The 17,664-nt window shown below is 71.2% G+C and carries 17 protein-coding genes; 3 read left to right on the top strand and 14 right to left on the bottom strand.

Annotated features, from left to right (window positions below):
• Window positions 1-163: 163 nt before the first annotated feature.
• From cbiE to GPA10_RS23130, 6 genes are all read right to left on the bottom strand, one after another.
• Window positions 164-1,471 carry a precorrin-6y C5,15-methyltransferase (decarboxylating) subunit CbiE gene (gene cbiE / locus GPA10_RS23105; protein WP_157167135.1) on the bottom strand — a complete coding sequence of 436 codons (1,308 nt, stop codon included), beginning with the start codon at window positions 1,469-1,471 and terminating at the stop codon, window positions 164-166.
• Between the two features lie 178 nt (window positions 1,472-1,649).
• The gene (locus GPA10_RS23110; protein WP_058851838.1) at window positions 1,650-2,312 is read right to left on the bottom strand and encodes a GNAT family N-acetyltransferase; all 663 of its coding nucleotides are present in this window, start codon (window positions 2,310-2,312) and stop codon (window positions 1,650-1,652) included.
• 162 nt (window positions 2,313-2,474) lie between these two features.
• On the bottom strand, window positions 2,475-3,299 hold the full coding sequence (locus GPA10_RS23115) for a MetQ/NlpA family ABC transporter substrate-binding protein (RefSeq protein WP_157167136.1): 825 nt from the start codon (window positions 3,297-3,299) through the stop codon (window positions 2,475-2,477).
• A 1-nt stretch (window position 3,300) separates the two neighbouring features.
• Window positions 3,301-4,125: a MetQ/NlpA family ABC transporter substrate-binding protein gene (locus GPA10_RS23120; protein ID WP_058851836.1), complete on the bottom strand. Its 825-nt coding sequence runs from the start codon at window positions 4,123-4,125 to the stop codon at window positions 3,301-3,303.
• A gap of 93 nt (window positions 4,126-4,218) precedes the next feature.
• Window positions 4,219-4,974, bottom strand: coding sequence for a methionine ABC transporter permease (locus GPA10_RS23125; protein ID WP_343041237.1), 756 nt, complete (start codon window positions 4,972-4,974; stop codon window positions 4,219-4,221).
• Window positions 4,971-6,053 (bottom strand): methionine ABC transporter ATP-binding protein, encoded by a 1,083-nt coding sequence (locus GPA10_RS23130; protein WP_058851834.1) that lies wholly within the window; start codon window positions 6,051-6,053, stop codon window positions 4,971-4,973. The genes GPA10_RS23125 and GPA10_RS23130 overlap by 4 nt, the downstream gene beginning before the upstream one ends.
• A gap of 624 nt (window positions 6,054-6,677) precedes the next feature.
• Here GPA10_RS23130 and GPA10_RS23140 point away from each other — a divergent pair.
• A complete protein-coding gene (locus tag GPA10_RS23140; RefSeq protein WP_058851833.1) occupies window positions 6,678-7,037 on the top strand; it encodes a hypothetical protein in 360 nt (119 codons plus the stop codon).
• Between the two features lies 1 nt (window position 7,038).
• Window positions 7,039-7,494 carry a hypothetical protein gene (locus tag GPA10_RS23145; RefSeq protein WP_058851832.1) on the top strand — a complete coding sequence of 152 codons (456 nt, stop codon included), beginning with the start codon at window positions 7,039-7,041 and terminating at the stop codon, window positions 7,492-7,494.
• On the opposite strand, the gene GPA10_RS23150 is transcribed toward GPA10_RS23145, so the two are convergent.
• The 3 genes from GPA10_RS23150 to GPA10_RS23160 all read right to left on the bottom strand — a co-directional run bounded on the left by GPA10_RS23150 (window position 7,491) and on the right by GPA10_RS23160 (window position 9,862).
• Entirely contained in the window at window positions 7,491-8,000 is a 510-nt protein-coding gene (locus tag GPA10_RS23150; RefSeq protein ID WP_058851831.1) for a GNAT family N-acetyltransferase, read from the bottom strand. The two genes, GPA10_RS23145 and GPA10_RS23150, sit on opposite strands and share 4 nt — an antisense overlap.
• A 40-nt stretch (window positions 8,001-8,040) precedes the next feature.
• A complete protein-coding gene (locus GPA10_RS23155; protein WP_157167137.1) occupies window positions 8,041-8,577 on the bottom strand; it encodes an RNA polymerase sigma factor in 537 nt (178 codons plus the stop codon).
• Window positions 8,578-8,689: 112 nt separating this feature from the next.
• A complete protein-coding gene (locus GPA10_RS23160; protein ID WP_157167138.1) occupies window positions 8,690-9,862 on the bottom strand; it encodes a glycerophosphodiester phosphodiesterase in 1,173 nt (390 codons plus the stop codon).
• A gap of 478 nt (window positions 9,863-10,340) precedes the next feature.
• On the opposite strand from GPA10_RS23160, the gene GPA10_RS23165 reads away from it, so the two are divergent.
• A complete protein-coding gene (locus GPA10_RS23165; protein WP_079087009.1) occupies window positions 10,341-11,030 on the top strand; it encodes a lysophospholipid acyltransferase family protein in 690 nt (229 codons plus the stop codon).
• 225 nt (window positions 11,031-11,255) lie between these two features.
• On the opposite strand, the gene GPA10_RS23170 is transcribed toward GPA10_RS23165, so the two are convergent.
• The 5 genes from GPA10_RS23170 to GPA10_RS23190 form a co-directional block, all read right to left on the bottom strand.
• A complete protein-coding gene (locus GPA10_RS23170; RefSeq protein WP_058851827.1) occupies window positions 11,256-12,797 on the bottom strand; it encodes an MFS transporter in 1,542 nt (513 codons plus the stop codon).
• Window positions 12,794-13,345: a TetR/AcrR family transcriptional regulator gene (locus tag GPA10_RS23175; protein ID WP_246259573.1), complete on the bottom strand. Its 552-nt coding sequence runs from the start codon at window positions 13,343-13,345 to the stop codon at window positions 12,794-12,796. Before GPA10_RS23175 ends, GPA10_RS23170 begins: the two co-directional genes overlap by 4 nt.
• A gap of 116 nt (window positions 13,346-13,461) precedes the next feature.
• A complete protein-coding gene (locus GPA10_RS23180; protein ID WP_157167140.1) occupies window positions 13,462-14,433 on the bottom strand; it encodes an aldo/keto reductase in 972 nt (323 codons plus the stop codon).
• 460 nt (window positions 14,434-14,893) lie between these two features.
• Window positions 14,894-16,330, bottom strand: coding sequence for an argininosuccinate lyase (gene argH / locus GPA10_RS23185; protein WP_058851824.1), 1,437 nt, complete (start codon window positions 16,328-16,330; stop codon window positions 14,894-14,896).
• A gap of 92 nt (window positions 16,331-16,422) precedes the next feature.
• On the bottom strand, window positions 16,423-17,616 hold the full coding sequence (locus GPA10_RS23190) for an argininosuccinate synthase (RefSeq protein ID WP_058851823.1): 1,194 nt from the start codon (window positions 17,614-17,616) through the stop codon (window positions 16,423-16,425).
• Between the last annotated feature and the right edge of the window lie 48 nt (window positions 17,617-17,664).

Raw genomic sequence — 17,664 nt, forward strand, 5'->3', positions numbered from 1 at the left:
GCCACGTCGCGCGCCTCGCGGTCCGCCGTACCACACGCACCCCCCAAAGCGGGCGAGCTTTCCGGACTTTGACTGACACGGACTGATGAATCGCCGGGCGCCCACGTGCGGCACAACGATCGGCCAGCCTACCGCGCACGGCGCGGCGGGGGGCTCGTGAGGGTCAGGGCGTGCGGTCGAGAAGCAGGGCCGAGACCAGGAAGGCGACGGTCCGCTTCCGCTCCGTCCAGGCGCGGGTGTCGAGCTCGACGGACTGCAGCAGGGCGCACTCGACGGCGTACCCATGCTCGGAGAGGTCACGGCCGAGGAGTTCGGCGTCGTCGCGGGTGGCGGCGTGCGTGACGATGCGCTCGGGGCGGCGGTCGGCGACGGCGGACACCACGGCCACTCCCCCGCCGCCGACGCGGACGACGTCCGGCTCGGGCAGGTTCTCCAGGACGTGGGGCGCGGAGCCGTGCACGATCTGGGCGTGCACGCCGAAGCGGCGCACGGCGGCGGTCGTACGGGCGCAGGCGTCCGGGTCGCGGTCGACGGCGATGACGGCGGCGCCGAAGCGGGCGGCCTCAGCGGCGAAGGCGCCGGTGCCGCAGCCGATGTCCCAGACGAGGTCGCCCACGCGCGGGCCGAGCCGTGCGAGTTGGGCGGAGCGGATGCGGTCGGTCTCGCCCTCGCCGAGTTCCTGTTCGCCGCCGTAGCTCGCCGCGGGCAGCGCCCAGCCGCGGGGCTCCGTGGCGGGCTCGCGGCCGGCGATCCAGCCGTCGTGGGGGCCGGTGCCGCCGGATCCCCCGGCGCCGCCGCCGTTTCCGGGACCACCGGGGCCGCCGGGACCGCCCGGAGTTCCGGGGCCACCGGGGCCACCACGCGTCCCGGTGCCTCCGATGACGATGACGACGTTCGGGTCGCGCCAGGTGTGGTCGGCGGCCTTGTCGGAGGTGACGACGCTGACCCGTTCGCGCTCGGTGCCGAGTTCCTCGCAGATGACGAAGGTGCGGAGGACGCCTTCGAGGAGCAGGCCGAGTTCGGCGGGCCCGGCGCCGGGCGAGGTGAGCACGGCGACCTTGCTGTAGGCGCGGCACACGTTCACGGCGCGGCGCAGGGTGCGGCGGTGGGCGACGACGACCTGGGCGTCGTCCCAGGGCATTCCGGCGCGGGCGAAGGCCTGGGCGACGGCGGAGACGGCGGGCACCACCTCGACCTCCAGGCCGAACTCGGGGGCGCGCAGCGTGCGTACGACGCCGAAGAAGCCGGGGTCGCCGTCCGCGAGGACGACCGCGGTGCCCCGGTGGGCGGCGATGCGGCGGGCGGCGAGGCCGACGCTGCCGAGCCGGACGCGTTCGGCGGTCCGGGGGACCTCGGGCAGGGCGAGGTGGTGGGCGGCGCCCGCCACCAGCGTCGCGGCGCCGAGGGCCGCGCGCGCCGCGGACGTCAGCGGCGAGCCGTCCCAGCCGATCACCGTGACCCGGTCGGCCATGGTCGTCTGTCTCCTGGAGGTCGGGGTGGAGGTTGGGTCGTACGGTGCGGGATGGCCGCGTGCGGCCAGACGGAGCGTACCTGGTGCCGACACCATGGGGCTTCGCCCCTTTCCCCCTGTCGGCCCTTCGGGCCTCGTCCTCAAACGCCGGACGGGCTGTGTTCCCTTTCCGCCGACGTCAGTTCCAGTCGGAGAACGCCGTGTACCCGCTCTCCGCGAGCGGGTCCGTCACGCCCTCCAGGTCCTCGGGGAGCAGGCTCCAGACGATGAGGTCGGTGCGCAGGTCGATCCAGCCGCCGAGCGGGTCGCCGCCGTTCCTGACACGTGCTATCCAGGCGCCGCGCAGGACGCCCTCGCTGATGCAGCCGATCTTCTGGGCCACCTGCTGGGCGGCGGTGTTGTCGGCGGCCGTACGCAGCTCGACACGTTCGAACTTCTGATCGTGGAAGAGCCACTGAGCGGTGGCGAGGGCGGCTTCGGAGGCGTAGCCCTCGCCGCGGGCCCAGGGGGCGGTGACGTAGCTGAGCTCGCCGGAGCGCACCCGCCAGTCGGTGCGGCCCACGCGTACGGTGCCCACCAGGCGCTGGGTGAGGAACTCGGTCACCGCCAGAACGATTCCGCGGCCCTCGGCGCGTTCGGCGGGGGCGAGGCGGGTGATCCAGTCGCGGGCGTCGGCCTCGGTGTAGGGCTGGGGCGCGGCGGTCCAGGCGGTGACGAGCTCGTCGTTCATCATTTCCGCGTAGGCGGTGACGTCGGCGTCCTCGAACGGGCGCAGCACCAACCGCTCCGTACTGAGGGAGATGTCGGGGAACCCCGAGGCTGTAGTCATGCGCCGCTCCATAACCTTCATGGGCCTGTCGTTCCGTGAGTCGTCAAGGGCCTCATGGACCTCCAGGCCTGCTGAAGTGCATAGCATGCAGCATGACGGCGCGAAGACGCACCACGGGGTCCGCTCCGGCGCGCGGAGCGGACCCCGGGGGCGGGGACGGCGCACGAGGGTGGGTCAGCCCGCCGTGACCGGCAGGACCGACCCCTTGTACTTGTCCTCGATGAACTGCCTGACCTCGGGCGATCGCAGCAGCTTGACCAGCTTGCGGACCTTCGGGTCGTCCTCGTGGCCCTTCTTGACGGCGAGGACGTTGTTGTACGGGTTGTTCCTCACGGACTCGAGGAGGACTGCGTCCTGCTTCGGGCTGAGGCCCGCGTCGAGCGCGAAGTTGTTGTTGATGACGGCCGCGTCGACGTCCTTGAGGGAACGCGGGAGCTGCGCGGGCTCCAGGGGTTTGATGGTGAGCTTCTTGGGGTTGGCCGCGATGTCCTCGGGGGTGGCGTTCGCGCCCGTGCCCTTCTTCAGCTCGATCACGCCCTTGGAGGCGAGCAGTTCGAGTGCCCTGCCCTCGTTGGTGGTGTCGTTGGGTACGGCGACGGTCGCACCGGAGCGCAGCTCCGCCACGTCCTTCAGCTTCTTGCCGCTGTCCGCGTACACGCCCATCGGGGGCAGGTACACCTCGGTGACCGGTACCAGGTCCGTCTTCTTGGACTTGTTGAAGTCGTCGAGGTAGGGCTTGTGCTGGTAGAGGTTGGCGTCGAGGGAGCCCTCCTGGAGCGCGGTGTTGGGCGTCACATAGTCCGTGAACTCCCGCACCTGGAGGTCCAGGCCCTCCTTCTTCGCCAGGTTCTGCTGGATGTGGGCGAGGACTTCGCCGGCCGGGGTCGGGGTGGCTCCGACGACGAGCGTGTCGCCGTCGGAGCCGGAGCCCGAACCGCAGGCGGTCAGACCGAGCGACAGGGCAAGGGCCCCGGCCGCCGCGGCGACGCTGCGGCGCATGTCAGAACGCCGCGACGACGGCACCGTCGTACTTGTCGTCGATGAACTTCTTGACCTCGGGCGAGGTGAGGAGCTTGACGAGCTTCTTGACGCGCGGGTCGTCCTCGTCGCCCTTCTTCACGGCGAGGAAGTTGCCGTACGGGTTGCCCTCGGCCTTCTCGGCGGCGAGGGCGTTCTTCGCCGGGCTGAGGTCGGCCTCCAGGGCGTAGTTGCCGTTGATCACCGCGGCGTCGACGTCCTTGATGGTGCGCGGCAGGGCGGCGGCCTCCAGCTCCTTGAACTTCAGGCCGCGCGGGTTGTCGACGATGTCCTTCGGCGTGGCCGCGAAGCCGACGCCCTCCTTGAGCTTCAGGAGGCCGTTGTCGGCGAGCAGCTTCAGGGCGCGGGCCTCGTTGGTCGTGTCGTTCGGGACGGCGACCGTGGCGCCCTTCTTCAGCTCGTCGAGCTTCTTGATCTTCTTGGAGTAGACGCCGAGCGGCTCCAGGTGCACCGTGGCGCCCGGGACGGGAACGATATCCGTCTTGTTCTTCTTGTTGAAGTCGTCCAGGTAGGGCTTGTGCTGGAAGTAGTTCGCGAAGACCTCGCCCTGCTGCGTGGCGGTGTTGGGCGTGACGTAGTCGGTGAACTCCTTCACCTCCAGGTCCAGGCCCGCCTTCTTCGCCAGGTTCTTCTTGACGTAGTCGAGGATCTGGCCCTGGGGCGTCGGGGTGGCGGCGACGACGAGCGGGCCGTCCTTGTCGGAGCCCTTGTCGGAGCAGGCGGTGAGCCCGAGGGTGAGGGCTCCGGTGGCCAGGACAGCGGCGGTGATCTTGATGGTGTTACGCACGAAAAGTGCCTTTCTCCATGGGTGGTACACCCCCGCGGTGGTGGTGCGGGGTGGTGCCTGGGAACTCGGGAGGAGCGCCGCAGGAAGGGGAACTCAGGAAGCGGTCTTCACCGGCGCGGCGGACTCCGGGGTGGTCTCCGCGGCGGGCTTGGCACGGAGCAGCTTGAGCCGGGGCGCGGCGCCGGAGTGGCCGCCGCGCCGGTGCAGCCTCCGGGCGGCGTAGTCCCCGGCGAACTGGATGATCGAGATGACCACGGCGAGGATGCCGACGGTGATCCACATCAGCTCGGTCTCGAAGCGCTGGTAGCCGTAGCGGACCGCGAGGTCGCCGAGGCCGCCGGCGCCGACGGTGCCGGTGATCGCCGAGTAGCCGATGAGGGCGACGATCGTGGTCGTGGTGGACGAGATCAGCGACGGCAGGGACTCGGGTACGAGGACCTTGCGGACGATCGTCCAGGTGTTGCCGCCCATCGACTGCACGGCCTCGACCAGGCCGTGGTCGACCTCGCGCACGGCCGTCTCGACCAGGCGCGCAAAGAACGGGATGGCGCTGATCGCCAGTGGCACGATCGCGGCCTCGCGGCCGATGGTGGTGCCGACGATGGAGCGGGTGAAGCCCATCAGGGCGACCATGAGGATGATGAAGGGCATCGAGCGGCCGATGTTCACGACCTGCCCGATCACCTTGTTCACGACCGTGTTCTGCAGCAGTCCGCCGCGGTCGGTGAGGACCAGGAGCAGACCGAGCGGCAGCCCGGCGGCGACGGCGACGAGTGCCGACCAGCCGACCATGTAGAGGGTGTCCCAACAGGCCTGCTCCAGCAGGGGCTGCATCTCCGACCAGGTCACTTGGCACCTTCCTTCACCAGCGTGGCGGCACTCGCGCCGGCGGCCGGGCCGTCCTGCGCGGGGATCCCGGCGGGCGTGTCACCGGCGACGTCGACCTGGAGGCCCTGCTCGCGCAGGAAGCCGATGGGGACGACGTTCTCCTCGAAGCGGCCGGGCAGCTCGATGCGCATGCGGCCGACCTGCCTGCCCGCGACGGTGTCCATCGCGGCGCCGAGGATCGAGATGTCGATGTTGTACGTGCGCGAGAGCTGGGAGATGACCGGCTGGGTGGCGGCGTCGCCGTGGAAGGTCACGTCGACGACGGTGCGGTCGGCGCCGGTGGCGTCGCCGCTGACCGGGAAGAGCGCCGCGGCGAGCTGCGAGCCGGGGGTGGCGAGCAGTTCGGTGACGGTCCCGGACTCCACGATCCGGCCCCGCTCCATCAGCGCGGCCGAGTCGCAGACCGACTTGACGACCTCCATCTCGTGCGTGATCAGCAGCACGGTGAGACCCAGCTCGCGGTTGAGGTCGCGCAGGAGCCCCAGGATGGAGCGGGTGGTCTCGGGGTCGAGGGCGCTGGTCGCCTCGTCGGAGAGCAGCACCTTCGGCTCGCCCGCCAGGGCGCGGGCGATGCCGACGCGCTGCTTCTGGCCGCCGGAGAGCTGGGCCGGGTAGGACCCCGCCTTGTCGGCGAGGCCGACGAGGTCGAGCAGTTCGAGGGCCTTGCGGGAGCGTTCCTTGCCGGACAGGCCGAGGATCTCAAGCGGCAGCTCGATATTGGCCTGGACGGTGCGCGAGGACAGCAGGTTGAAGTGCTGGAAGACCATGCCGATGCGGTTGCGGGCGGTGCGCAGTTCCTTGCCGGCGCGCGGGCCGCGGCCCGCGAGGGCGGTGAGGTCCTGGCCGGCCACGGTCACGGTGCCGGAGGTGGGGCGCTCGAGCAGGTTCACGCAGCGGATCAGCGAGGACTTGCCGGCACCGGACTGGCCGATGACGCCGTACACCTCGCCTTCGCGCACATGGAGATCGACTCCGTCGAGGGCGGTTACTTCACGACCGCGTGAGCGGTAGACCTTGGTAAGGCCGGAAGTGGTGATCACTGGGGTTTCCGTCACTGTCGAGTGCGCGGCGGGGTGTCGCCGGGGCACGGGGCATTCGTTCGGAACGCGGCACGGTTCTCGCGATGTCGGGAGGAACCGGAGGACGTGTGCGCGGGGCGGGCTCGCTTCCTACGGTGCGTACGTGACTTCTGTGGCGTACGTGGCGTAGTGGCGGGGCACAGCGGCTTCGCTTCGGGGCGCGAGGCTCTCAGTGGTGCGGGGGCCCTCAGAAGGCGCACATTCGACACATACAACGAGCACCGGGCGTCGTGATCGCCTCGGTCGCAAGGGTGCGGCTGCTCGTCGTGGTCATGCGGACCAGTAAAACACGCGTGCGCTCGCGTCCCACCACCGCTGTCCGTATAGCGGACAAGGAGTGGACACCACAGGGCGTCGAAAGGCGCGGTCCCACCCCTTCTCGCCCTCGCTCAGGGACCCGCGACGATCTCCGCTCCACCCGCCGTGGCCTGCGCGGACACCGCCGAGAGGAGCGGCACCACGACGTCGGCGGACAGCTCGGACGCCGGGCGCGTTGTGGTCAACGCCACGGTGGCGTCCACCTGTGGATGCCGGGCCCCCGGGGCCGAGCACACCGGGCCTTTTGGCCCGTAATAGGGTCTCGGCATGCTCGTTGCCCTGACCGTCGCGACCTCCGTGGCCGCGCTCGCGCTCGCGGCCTGGTGCGGATTCGCCGCGTACCGGGACCAGCCGACGAAGGACTGGCACTTCATCGGCATGGGTGTGGTCACCCTGCTCGCGCTCGTGCAGCTGATCGTCGGCATCGTCCAGCTCGCGCGGGGCGAGGACCCCGAGCAGGGCACGACGATCTTCGTGGCGTATCTCGTCGGCTCGTTCGCGTGCGTGCCGGCGGCCGGCTTCATGTCGCTCGCCGAGCGCAGCCGCTGGGGCTCGGGGACCGTCGCCGCGGGCGGCGTGGTCCTCGCCGTCCTCGAAGTACGGCTCTACGACATCTGGGGAGGCTGAGGTGACGGTGACGGACGACGGACCCCGCTCCCGGCAGAAGCTGATCCGCGGTCCCGGCATCCTGCTCGTGTGGCTGTACGGCGTGATGGTCGTCGGCGCCGTGTCGCGCTCGGCCGTGCAGATCTCGACGGACTTCCACAAGGCCCCGCTCGCGTACACGCTGTCCGCGATCGCCGGTGTGGTCTACGGCTTCATCACGTACTCGCTCGTACGCGGCGGGGAGACGGCCCGCAAGGCGGCGCTGGTGTGCTGCGCCGCCGAGCTGGTCGGGGTGCTCGCCGTCGGGACCTGGACCCTCGCGGAGCCCTCCGCGTTCCCCGACGCCACGGTCTGGTCGGACTTCGGCATGGGCTATCTGTTCATCCCGGTGCTGCTGCCGGTGACCGCGGTGTTCTGGCTGCGCACGTCGCGCAGCCAGGGCGGCCCGCCGGAGTCCGAGGGCCCGGCGCGGGACTAGGCGCTGGTCACGTAGGCGCCCGCCGCCGCGTCCTTGGAGAGGGTGACGACCGTGAGCCGGTCGTCCACGCGCCGGGTGGACACCGGCGCGTAGCCGTGCTTGCGGTAGAGCTGGAGATTGCTCTCGCTGCGGTGGCCGGAGAACAGCTCGAAGCGCTTGGCGGAGCCGTCCCCGCCGAGCCGCAGCTCGATGGCGTTCAGGAGCCGGCCGCCCAGGCCGTGCCGCTGCATCCGCGGGTGCACGATGAGCTTGCCGATGCGGGCGGTGCCCTCCGCGTCGACCGTGCCGCGCACGGACGCCACCACCTCCTCGCCGAGGCGCGCCACCAGGACGCTGCCCGCCTCCAGCTCGGCCCTGATGGAGTCCAGGCTCTGCGTCAGCGGCTCGATGGAGTAGTCGCCGTACAGCTCGGCCTCGCTCTGGTAGCAGAGGTACTGCAGTTTGAGGATCTGTTCGGCGGTCCGGCCGTCGGCCGCCGCCTCCGAGATGGTCACGCTCATGCCCATGTGTGCATGCCTCCCGCTCACCTGCTCCGCCGGTTGTCCCTCACTCCTTTCCCCAAGGGTCAGGAGTCGCAACCTCTTGCGCGAGCATTCTGCGCAGGCATCCCAGGCAACGGGAACGTTCCGGTCCCAAGGATCCTTGTGACATTCCCAACTCCCCTGCGATTTCGCGGTAAGTGAGGTCCTTGGGCGACAGAAGCGCAAACATGAGACGCGGGCAGCGGCCGGGCAGTCTGCGCACGGCGGCGTACAACGAACGGTCCCGGTCGGCGCGCAGCGCCCGTTGCTCCGGGCCGCCGCGGGGGTCGGCGGGCTCGGTGGCATAGGGCCGCTCCCGGCGGGCGGTGCCGCGGGTGCGGCGCGCCTCGTCGCGGACGGCGGCGCGGAGCCAGGCCGGCGGGTCGGCCGGCGGCCCCGATGCGTCGAGGTGTTCGAGCAGGCGCAGCCAGACCGCCTGCTCGATGTCGCCGGGGTCGGTGCCGCTGCCGAGCGCCTCGGCGGAGACCTCGGCCGTGAGCAGCGGCCGCAGGGCGACGACGAGGTCCGCGACGACCGGGTCGAAGGAGAGCGAAGGGGTCATGCCGACGTGGACGCGGCCGTTCCGGTACGGGTTTCCGGAACGGCCGCGCCTCACCCCAACCGGGACCCGGCGCGCCCCTGTTGACAGGACGGCGCCGGACCGGACGGGCGGGTCAGTGGCCGGCGAAGTCCGCGGCGGCGAGCAGCGCCGTGTCCGGGTTGTCGGAGAAGATCCCGTCGATGCCGGTGGCGAAGTACGCCTTGAACGCGCCGAAGGCGTCGCCGTACGCGTTCGGGTCCGTGCCCTTCTTGAAGTCGGCGGGCAGGAAGGTGTTCTCGTTCCGCATCGTGTAGGGGTGCAGGAGCAGGCCCTTGGCGTGCGCGTCGCGGACCAGGGTGGTCGGCTTCTGCAGCTTGCCGTCGGGGCCCTTGGGGATGACCAGGTCGAGGGTGGGGCCGATGCCCTTGGCGTAGGAGGCTATCCAGCTGAGGCCCTTGGGCGTGACGAGGTCGGCGACGGTGCGCGGGTCGCCCGCCTCCACGAAGTCCCACGGGCGCGAGGAGGCCGAGGACAGCAGGACGACGCCGGGCGCGCCGACGAGCTTGTGCAGGCGCTGGATGCTGCTCGGCTCGAAGGACTGAAGGAAGTTCGGGGAGTTCCTGTGGTGCCGGTCGTAGCGGCGGAGCAGCTTGGCCAGCGGCTCCTCGAGACCCAGGCCGAGCTTCCGGAAGTAGGTGGGGTGCTTGGTCTCGATGTGCAGCCAGACGCGCTTGCCGCGGCGGCGCCCCTCCTTCTCCGCCCAGCGGAACACCTCTTCGAGGGTGGGCACCTGCCAGCGGCCGTCGTAGAGGGTGTTGTGCTGACGGGTCCCGGGGATGCGCTCCTTGGCGCGCAGCGTCTTCAGCTCGGCGAGCGTGAAGTCCTCGGTGAACCAGCCGGTGAGCTTGGCCCCGTCGACGGTCTTGGTGGTCTTGCGGCCCGCGAACTCGGGGTGCGCGGCCACGTCCGTCGTACCGGTGATGTCGTTCTCGTGACGGCATACGAGATGGCCGTCCTTGGTGGGGACCACGTCCTGCTCGATGACGTGCGCGCCCATGTCCAGGGCGAGTTGGTACGAGCCGATGGTGTGCTCGGGCCGGTAGCCGCTCGCGCCGCGGTGCGCGACGACGGTCGGCACCGGCAGGTCCCGGTGTCCGCCGTGGCCGTGACCGTGCCGCTCACCGGCTCTCGCCACGCCGGGCGCCCCCATGGCCGCCGCGCCCGCCCCGAGGACCGCGGCCCCGAGCACCGCGCGCCGCCCCGGACTCGTGCCCGTCCCCCGTCGCCCCGATTCCTGCGTCGCCATTGCGCGCTCCTCCCTGTGTACCGCGGGTACTGCCGTGTGCCGCCTTGCACCTGACAAAGCGGCACGATCGTAGGTGTGATCATGTGACGAAAGGGAGGCCGGGGGCGGAACGCAAGGCTGACGCCGCGTGTCGAGCGCGCTCACGTTCGGGGGCGGCGGAGCCGTGTGTACGTCTCGCGGCAGGGGGCACCCGTGACCCCGCGGGCTCACCCGCCCGCGGCGGCGGTGCGGACGGCGCGTACGCCCCGGCTCGGGAACGCCAGCGGACTTCCAGCCGTAAGGGGAACCCGGAGTGAGAAGCACCACTCGGACAAGCCACGCAGTTCGCACAGCGATAACGTCGTCACTGTGAGGTCCTCGCGGGGGCAGCAGCGAGCAAAAACAGGTCAACTCTGCGTATCGGTCGCATGAACCCGATGTGCAATCGACGGGGGCCCGCGAGTATGGTCCTCACCTGCACAGACTCGTCGTCGACCCGTTGACACCGGAGGACCTGTTGTCCCGTCTAGCGCTCATCAAGGCAGTGCTTGGACCGATCTTGCGCCTGATGTTCCGCCCGCGGGTCGAAGGCGCAGAGAACATCCCCGGTGACGGCCCCGTCATTCTGGCCGGAAACCATCTGACGTTCATCGACTCGATGATCATGCCGCTGGTCTGCGACCGGCCCGTGTACTTCATCGGCAAGGACGAGTACGTCACCGGCAAGGGCCTCAAGGGCCGCCTCATGGCCTGGTTCTTCACCGGCGTCGGCATGATTCCCGTGGACCGCGACGGGGGTCGCGGCGGGGTGGCCGCCCTGATGACCGGGCGCCGCATCCTCGACGACGGCAAGGTCTTCGGCATCTATCCGGAAGGCACCCGCTCCCCCGACGGGCGGCTGTACCGCGGCCGTACGGGGATCGCCCGGCTGACCCTGATGACCGGGGCGCCGGTGGTGCCGTTCGCGATGATCGGCACGGACAAGTTGCAGCCCGGGGGCAAGGGGTTGCCCCGTCCGGGGAAGGTGACCGTGCGGTTCGGCGCCGCCATGGAGTTCTCCCGGTACGACGGGATGGGGCGTGACCGCTATGTGCTGCGGGCCGTGACCGACTCGGTGATGACCGAGGTCATGCTGCTCTCCGGGCAGGAGTACGTGGACATGTACGCCACCAAGGCCAAGGCCGCGTAGGCTCCGCCCGGGTTTTTTCCCGGTGTGCTCGCCCGCACCGGCGTTGAGGGTTTTCCCCGGCGCCGGGGCGGGCGCTTCCATTGTCGGCACCCGGCGTCGGGGGGCTGTGCCCACCCGTTCCGCCGTGCGGAACGCCTGCCCACAGCGGGGGGGTGGCTGCCGCCGGCGAGGGGCGGCTGTGGCTCAGCCGGGGGCGGCCGCGAGCAGGTGTTCCCCGGCTGAGTGTCAGTGTTCGATGGTGTCTTCCAGTTTCTGGCCCTTCAGGAGGTACCAGGCCGCTGCCGCCGTCGCCAGGAGGACCGCGGCGCCCGCGCCCGCCGCCAGGCGGAGGCCGTCCACGAAGGCGTCCTGGGCTGCGGCGAGCAGAGGCTCGGCCTGGTGGGCCGGGAGGCCCGTGCCCGCCTCGACGGCGCCGCCGAGGGAGTCGTGGGCCGCTGACGCCGCGTCGGCCGGGGTGCCCGCCGGTGCGGTGAAGTCGCGGTACACGCCGGTCACGACGGAGCCGAGCAGGGCGATACCGAGGGCCGCGCCGAGTTCGTACGCCGTCTCCGAGACGGCCGACGCCGCGCCCGCCTGCTCCTTCGGCACGCTGGACAGGATCACGTCGGCGGTCACCGTGAAGGCGAAGCCCGCGCCGGCACCGACGACCAGCAGGGCCGTGCCGAGCAGCGGATAGCCGGTCTCCTGGCTCAGCACGGTCAGCGAGGCGAGCGCGAGGCCCACCGCCGCGAGACCGCCCGCGACCACCGCCCGCACCGAGTACCGGCGCGCCACCGTGCCCGCGATCAGGCCCGCCGTGACCGCGCCCACGGCCGCGGGCAGTTCGGCGAGACCGGCCTCGAACGGCTCCCTGCCCTGCACCAGTTGCAGGAACTGGGAGAGGAAGAAGATCAGCCCGGACAGGCCGAGGATGGTCAGCAGGTCGGCGAGCACGGCCGCCGAGAACCCGCGGTTGCGGAAGAGGCGCATGTCCAACAGCGGCGCGGGCAGCGTGAGCTGTCGGCGCCCGAACCAGGTCAGGGCGGCCGCGCCGATGACGCCGGACGCCACGGCGTCCCAGCGCAGGCCGTGCGCCGCCGCCTCCTTGATGGCGTACACGACCGCGATCATGCCGATGAGCGAGAGCACCACGCTGATCAGGTCCCAGGGACCGGGCGCCGGGTTCTTCGACTCGGGCAGCAGCTTGCTGCCGACGAGCACGAGGACCGCCATCACGGGCAGGTTGATCAGGAAGACCGAGCCCCACCAGAAGTGCTCGAGCAGGAAGCCGCCGACGACCGGGCCGACCGCCGCGCCCGCCGACGCCATCGCGCCCCACACGCCGACGGCGATGCTGCGCTCGCGCGGGTCGTGGAAGATGTTCCGGATCAGCGCGAGGGTGGACGGCATCAGGGTCGCGCCCGCCACACCGAGCAGCGCACGCGCCAGGATCATCAGCTCGGGCGTGGTGGCGTAGGCGTTGAGCACCGACACCGCGCCGAACGCCACGGCTCCGGTGAGCAGCAGCTTCTTGCGGCCGATGCGGTCGCCGAGGCTGCCCATCGAGACGAGCAGGCCCGCGATCACGAACGAATAGACGTCACCGATCCACAGCAGCTGGGTGCCGGACGGCTTCAGGTCCTCACTGATGTACGGCGTCGCCAGACCGAGGACGGTCGCGTCCACCGCGACGAGCAGCACGGCCAGCACGAGCACGGCCAGGGCGAGCCAGCGGCCGGGGTGCGGCGCCACCTCCGGGGGCCGTATGCGCTGTTCGGTGCCTGTCATGATTCCACTCTCCGTTGTGCGCCGCCGATCAGCAGCTCGGCGATCATGTATGAGATGTCCTTGGCCGCCACGCGGCCGTCGAGCACGGCCCAGGCGCCGGAGCCGACGAGTCCGTACAGCGCCTCCGTGAGCCAGGCGGCACTCAGGTCGATGCGGAACTCGCCGCTCTCCTGTCCGCGCCGGAACAGCTCCGCGATCCGGACGTCGAGCCGGGCCCAGCCCTCGTGCTGGGCGTCGCCCTCGAAGAGCTGGTTCTCCGTGACGAGGAACGCGAGCAGGCCCGCCGCGGGCTCGATCTCCCTGATCAGGCGCCGCAGCGCGTCCTGCGCGCTGTCCTCGCCTAGCCGGGCCGCGCCCATGGCCGCCTCGCACTCCTGGATGCCGAGCTCCTCCAGGGCGCGGATGAGCGCGTCGCGCCCCGCGAAGTGGCGGTGCAGCGTGGCGCGGCTGATGCGGGCGGCCCTGGCGACCTCGTCCATGGTCGAGGAGCCCTTGCGGGTGAGCTGGGCGGCGGCACGGCGCAGCACCTGGTCGCGATCGACTGACATGAGACAACCATAGACCACTTGAGACATTTTCGTCTCAAGAGAGGTCTCGGGGTCTCACGGCAGGTACGGGAGAGGGCGGGGCCCTGTCGGTGCCAGGGCAGCGCGTGCGGTCTTGATCAGTGCCAGGGCAGGGCCGAGCGTGTGGCCCAGTACGCCGTGGGCTCCTCCGCGAGCACCGCGAGGCGGGCCGTGTGCTCCTCGTCCAGGTCGACCGCCGCCGCGTGCAGGTTCGACACGAGCTGTACGGAGGTGGCGGCCCCGGAGAGGACGACACCCGCCCACGGCTGCCGCAGGACCAGGGCGAGCGCGACGGCGTCGGGGGCGCTCCCGGTGGCCTCGGCGGCGGCGCGCACGGCCTCGGGCGCCTGCGGCCCGGCGAGGCGGCCGTTGGCCATGCCCTCCTTGACCAGGACGGTGAGACCGGCGTCGTGTGCCTCCGCGAGGGCGGGGCCCGCCGAGGTCTCCAGGGCGTTGTAGGTGGCCTGGACGGTACGGAAGAGGCACTCGCCGCCCACGGTGACGTCGAGGGCCGCGCGGATCGCGGCGGCCTGCTCGGGACCGCTCACGGAGAGGCCGACGGTGACGCCACTGTCCGCGAGGTCGGCCAGCCTGGCGTGCAGCTCCTTGTCGGTGAGCGCCGGGCTCTGCGGGGTCACCGAGTGGATCTGGTAGAGGTCGAGGCGGTCGCCGAGGAGTGCGGCGCTCTCCGCGCGCTGGCGGTCGTACGCGGCGACGCTGTGGTCCTTGACCTCGTGCGCGTCGGCGTCGGTGCGCCAGTCGGCCGTGTACGTGTAGCCCCACTTGCTGCCCACGACCACGTCGCGGACGTCGGGCCGCACGCGCAGCCAGTCGGCGAGGAACTCCTCCGAACGGCCGTAGGAGCGGGCCGCGTCGACGTAGCGCACCCCGAGGGCGTACGCGGCGTCCAGGAGTTCCAGGGTGCGGTCCCTGAGGGCCTCGACGCTGCGGGTGGGCGGGAGGTCGTCCTCCCTGCCCAGGGTGATGTAGCCGGGCCTGCCCACGGCTGCGAGGCCCACGCCCAGGTGGGCGGTGGGGGTGGTCGCTGTGGCCAGGCGGGCGAAGGACATGGGGGCTCCACGCTGCGAAGGGGTGCACTCGGGTCGCGTGCACTCCCTCAACGTAACTCCCGGCGGGCGGTGGGGGCGGGGTGGGGGCTCACGGTGCGTCCCGGGCCCCGCCCCCGCGGCGATCCTGGGGCTCCGCCCCAGACCCCGTATCGGCGCTCCGCGCCTCGTCCTCAAACGCCGGACGGGCTGGAAACGCGCTTCGCGCTCGTCCTCAAGCGCCGGACGGGCTGGAAACGCGCTTCGCGCTGGTCCTCAAGCGCCGGACGGGCTGGGATTGCGCTCCGTGCTCGTCCTCGGACACCGGACGGGCTGGAAACGCGCCCCACGCCTCGTCCTCAGACACCGGACAGGCTGGAAACGCGCCCCACGCCCCCTCCTCAGACACCAGACAGACTGGAAACGCGCCCCACGCCCCCTCCTCAGACACCAGACGGGCTGGAAACGCGCTTCGCGCTCGCCCTCACACGCCGGACGGGCTGATGCCCGCCCACCGGCGCTGCTCCGCCACGTCCGTCTTGATCTCCGCCAGCTGCGCGGCCACCGCCGACGGAGCCGTGCCGCCCCTGCCGTCCCGGGAGGCCAGGGCGCCGGGGACGTTCAGGACCGTGCGGACGTCCGGTGTCAGGTGCGGGCTGATCTTTGCGAACTGCTCGTCGGTGAGCTGGTCGAGTTCGATGCCGTGTGCCTCGCACTCCTTGACGCACTCGCCCGCGACCTCGTGGGCGACGCGGAACGGCACACCCTGCTTGACCAGCCATTCGGCGATGTCCGTGGCGAGGGAGAAGCCGGCGGGCGCCAGTTCCTCCATGCGCTCGCGGTGGACGGTGAGGGTGGCCATCATGCCGGTGAAGGCGGGCAGCAGGACCTCCAGCTGGTCGCAGGAGTCGAAGACCGGCTCCTTGTCCTCCTGGAGGTCGCGGTTGTAGGCGAGGGGCAGGGCCTTGAGCGTCGCCATGAGGCCGGTCAGGTTGCCGATGAGGCGGCCCGACTTGCCACGGGCGAGCTCCGCGATGTCGGGGTTCTTCTTCTGCGGCATGATCGACGAGCCGGTCGAGAACGCGTCGTGCAGGGTGACGAAGGAGAACTCCTTCGTGTTCCAGATGATGACCTCTTCGGCGATCCGGGAGAGGTTCACGCCGATCATGGCGGTGATGAAGGCGAACTCGGCGGCGAAGTCCCGGGAGGCCGTGCCGTCGATGGAGTTGGCGGCGGAGCCGTGCTCGAAGCCGAGGTCGGCGGCCACCGCCTGCGGGTCGAGCCCGAGCGAGGAGCCCGCGAGCGCCCCGGACCCGTACGGCGACACGGCGGTCCGCGCGTCCCACTGCCGCAGCCGCTCGGCGTCCCGCGACAGGGACTGGACGTGGGCGAGCACATGGTGGGCGAAGAGCACCGGCTGCGCGTGCTGGAGGTGGGTGCGGCCCGGCATGGCGACGTCCGGGTGCGCCTCCGCGAGGCCGACGAGGGCTTCCTGGAGCTCGGCGATCAGGCCGCCGATGATCCGGGCGTGGTCGCGCAGGTACATCTTGAAGAGGGTGGCGACCTGGTCGTTGCGGGACCGGCCCGCGCGCAGCTTGCCGCCGAGGTCCGGGCCGAGCCGCTCCAGGAGGCCCCGCTCCAGGGCGGTGTGCACGTCCTCGTCGGCGACGGTGCCGGTGAAGGACCCGTCGGCGACGTCGGCCGCGAGCCGGTCGAGGCCGGCGAGCATGCGTTCCAGTTCGTCGGCGGTGAGCAGCCCGGCGGTGTGGAGCACGCGCGCGTGGGCGCGGGACCCCGCGATGTCGTACGGCGCCAGGCGCCAGTCGAAGTGCACCGATGCGGACAGTTGCGCCAGCGCCTCGGCCGGGCCGTCGGCGAACCGGCCGCCCCAGAGGCGGACGTCGCCGGTGTTGCTGCTCACTGCACGTGCTCCTTGGAGAAGGGGGGATGTGCGTCCGCCTCCCCCGCGCCGTGCGCTTCGGGGAGGCGGAACTCAAGGTACTGCTCGCGGCCTCAGGCCAGGTCGCGCTTCGCGGCGATCTTCGACGACAGGCCGAAGATGTCGATGAAGCCCTGCGCCTTGGACTGGTCGAAGGTGTCGCCCGAGTCGTAGGTCGCGAGGTTGAAGTCGTACAGGGACTGGTCGGACCTCCGGCCGGTGACGACGGCGCGGCCTCCGTGCAGGGTCATCCGGATGTCGCCGGTGACGTGCTGGTTCGCCTCGTTGATGAAGCCGTCCAGGGCCCGCTTGAGCGGGGAGAACCACAGGCCGTCGTAGACCAGCTCGCCCCAGCGCTGCTCGACCTGCCGCTTGTAGCGGGCCAGTTCGCGCTCGACCGTGACGTTCTCCAGCTCCTGGTGGGCGGTGATCAGGGCGATGGCGCCCGGAGCCTCGTACACCTCACGGGACTTGATGCCCACGAGCCGGTCCTCGACCATGTCGATCCGGCCGATGCCCTGCGCCCCGGCGCGCTCGTTGAGCTGCTGGATGGCCTGGAGGACCGTGACGGGCCTGCCGTCGACGGCGACCGGCACGCCCTCCTTGAAGGAGATGACGACCTCGTCGGCCTCGCGCGGGGTCGCGGGGTTCGAGGTGTACTCGTACACGTCCTCGATGGGCGCGTTCCAGATGTCCTCCAGGAAGCCCGTCTCGACGGCGCGTCCGAAGACGTTCTGGTCGATGGAGTACGGCGACTTCTTGGTGGTCGCGATCGGCAGGCCCTTGTCCTCGCAGAAGGCGATGGCCTTGTCCCGGGTCATCGCGTAGTCCCGGACGGGGGCGATGCACTTGAGGTCGGGGCCGAGGGCCTGGATGCCGGCCTCGAAACGCACCTGGTCGTTGCCCTTGCCGGTGCAGCCGTGGGCGACGACGCCGGCGCCGTGCTTGTTCGCGGCGGCGACGAGGTGCTTGACGATCGTGGGCCTGGACAGGGCCGAGACCAGCGGATACCGGTCCATGTACAGGGCGTTGGCCTTGATCGCCGGGAGGCAGTAGCCCTCGGCGAACTCGTCCTTGGCGTCGGCGACCTCCGCCTCCACGGCACCGCAGGCGAGCGCGCGCTTGCGGATGACGTCCAGGTCCTCGCCGCCCTGGCCGACGTCCACGGCGACGGCGATGACCTCGGCGCCCGTCTCCTCGGCGATCCAGCCGATGGCGACGGAGGTGTCCAGGCCGCCCGAGTAGGCGAGTACGACGCGCTCGGTCACGGGGTTTCTCCTCACAGTGCATTCGCTCGCTCAGTGCATTCATTCACT

This window comes from Streptomyces typhae (genome assembly GCF_009755605.1).
GTDB lineage: Bacteria > Actinomycetota > Actinomycetes > Streptomycetales > Streptomycetaceae > Streptomyces > Streptomyces typhae.

Excerpts from the sequence above, each read along its gene's own strand:
- cbiE (WP_157167135.1), bottom strand. The coding sequence starts at position 1,471 with ATGGCCGACCGGGTCACGGTGATCGGCTGGGACGGCTCGCCGCTGACG.
- GPA10_RS23110 (WP_058851838.1), bottom strand. The coding sequence starts at position 2,312 with ATGGAGCGGCGCATGACTACAGCCTCGGGGTTCCCCGACATCTCCCTC.
- GPA10_RS23115 (WP_157167136.1), bottom strand. The coding sequence starts at position 3,299 with ATGCGCCGCAGCGTCGCCGCGGCGGCCGGGGCCCTTGCCCTGTCGCTC.
- GPA10_RS23140 (WP_058851833.1), top strand. The coding sequence starts at position 6,678 with ATGCTCGTTGCCCTGACCGTCGCGACCTCCGTGGCCGCGCTCGCGCTC.
- GPA10_RS23150 (WP_058851831.1), bottom strand. The coding sequence starts at position 8,000 with ATGGGCATGAGCGTGACCATCTCGGAGGCGGCGGCCGACGGCCGGACC.
- GPA10_RS23155 (WP_157167137.1), bottom strand. The coding sequence starts at position 8,577 with ATGACCCCTTCGCTCTCCTTCGACCCGGTCGTCGCGGACCTCGTCGTC.
- GPA10_RS23160 (WP_157167138.1), bottom strand. The coding sequence starts at position 9,862 with ATGGCGACGCAGGAATCGGGGCGACGGGGGACGGGCACGAGTCCGGGG.
- GPA10_RS23170 (WP_058851827.1), bottom strand. The coding sequence starts at position 12,797 with ATGACAGGCACCGAACAGCGCATACGGCCCCCGGAGGTGGCGCCGCAC.
- GPA10_RS23175 (WP_246259573.1), bottom strand. The coding sequence starts at position 13,345 with ATGTCAGTCGATCGCGACCAGGTGCTGCGCCGTGCCGCCGCCCAGCTC.
- GPA10_RS23180 (WP_157167140.1), bottom strand. The coding sequence starts at position 14,433 with ATGTCCTTCGCCCGCCTGGCCACAGCGACCACCCCCACCGCCCACCTG.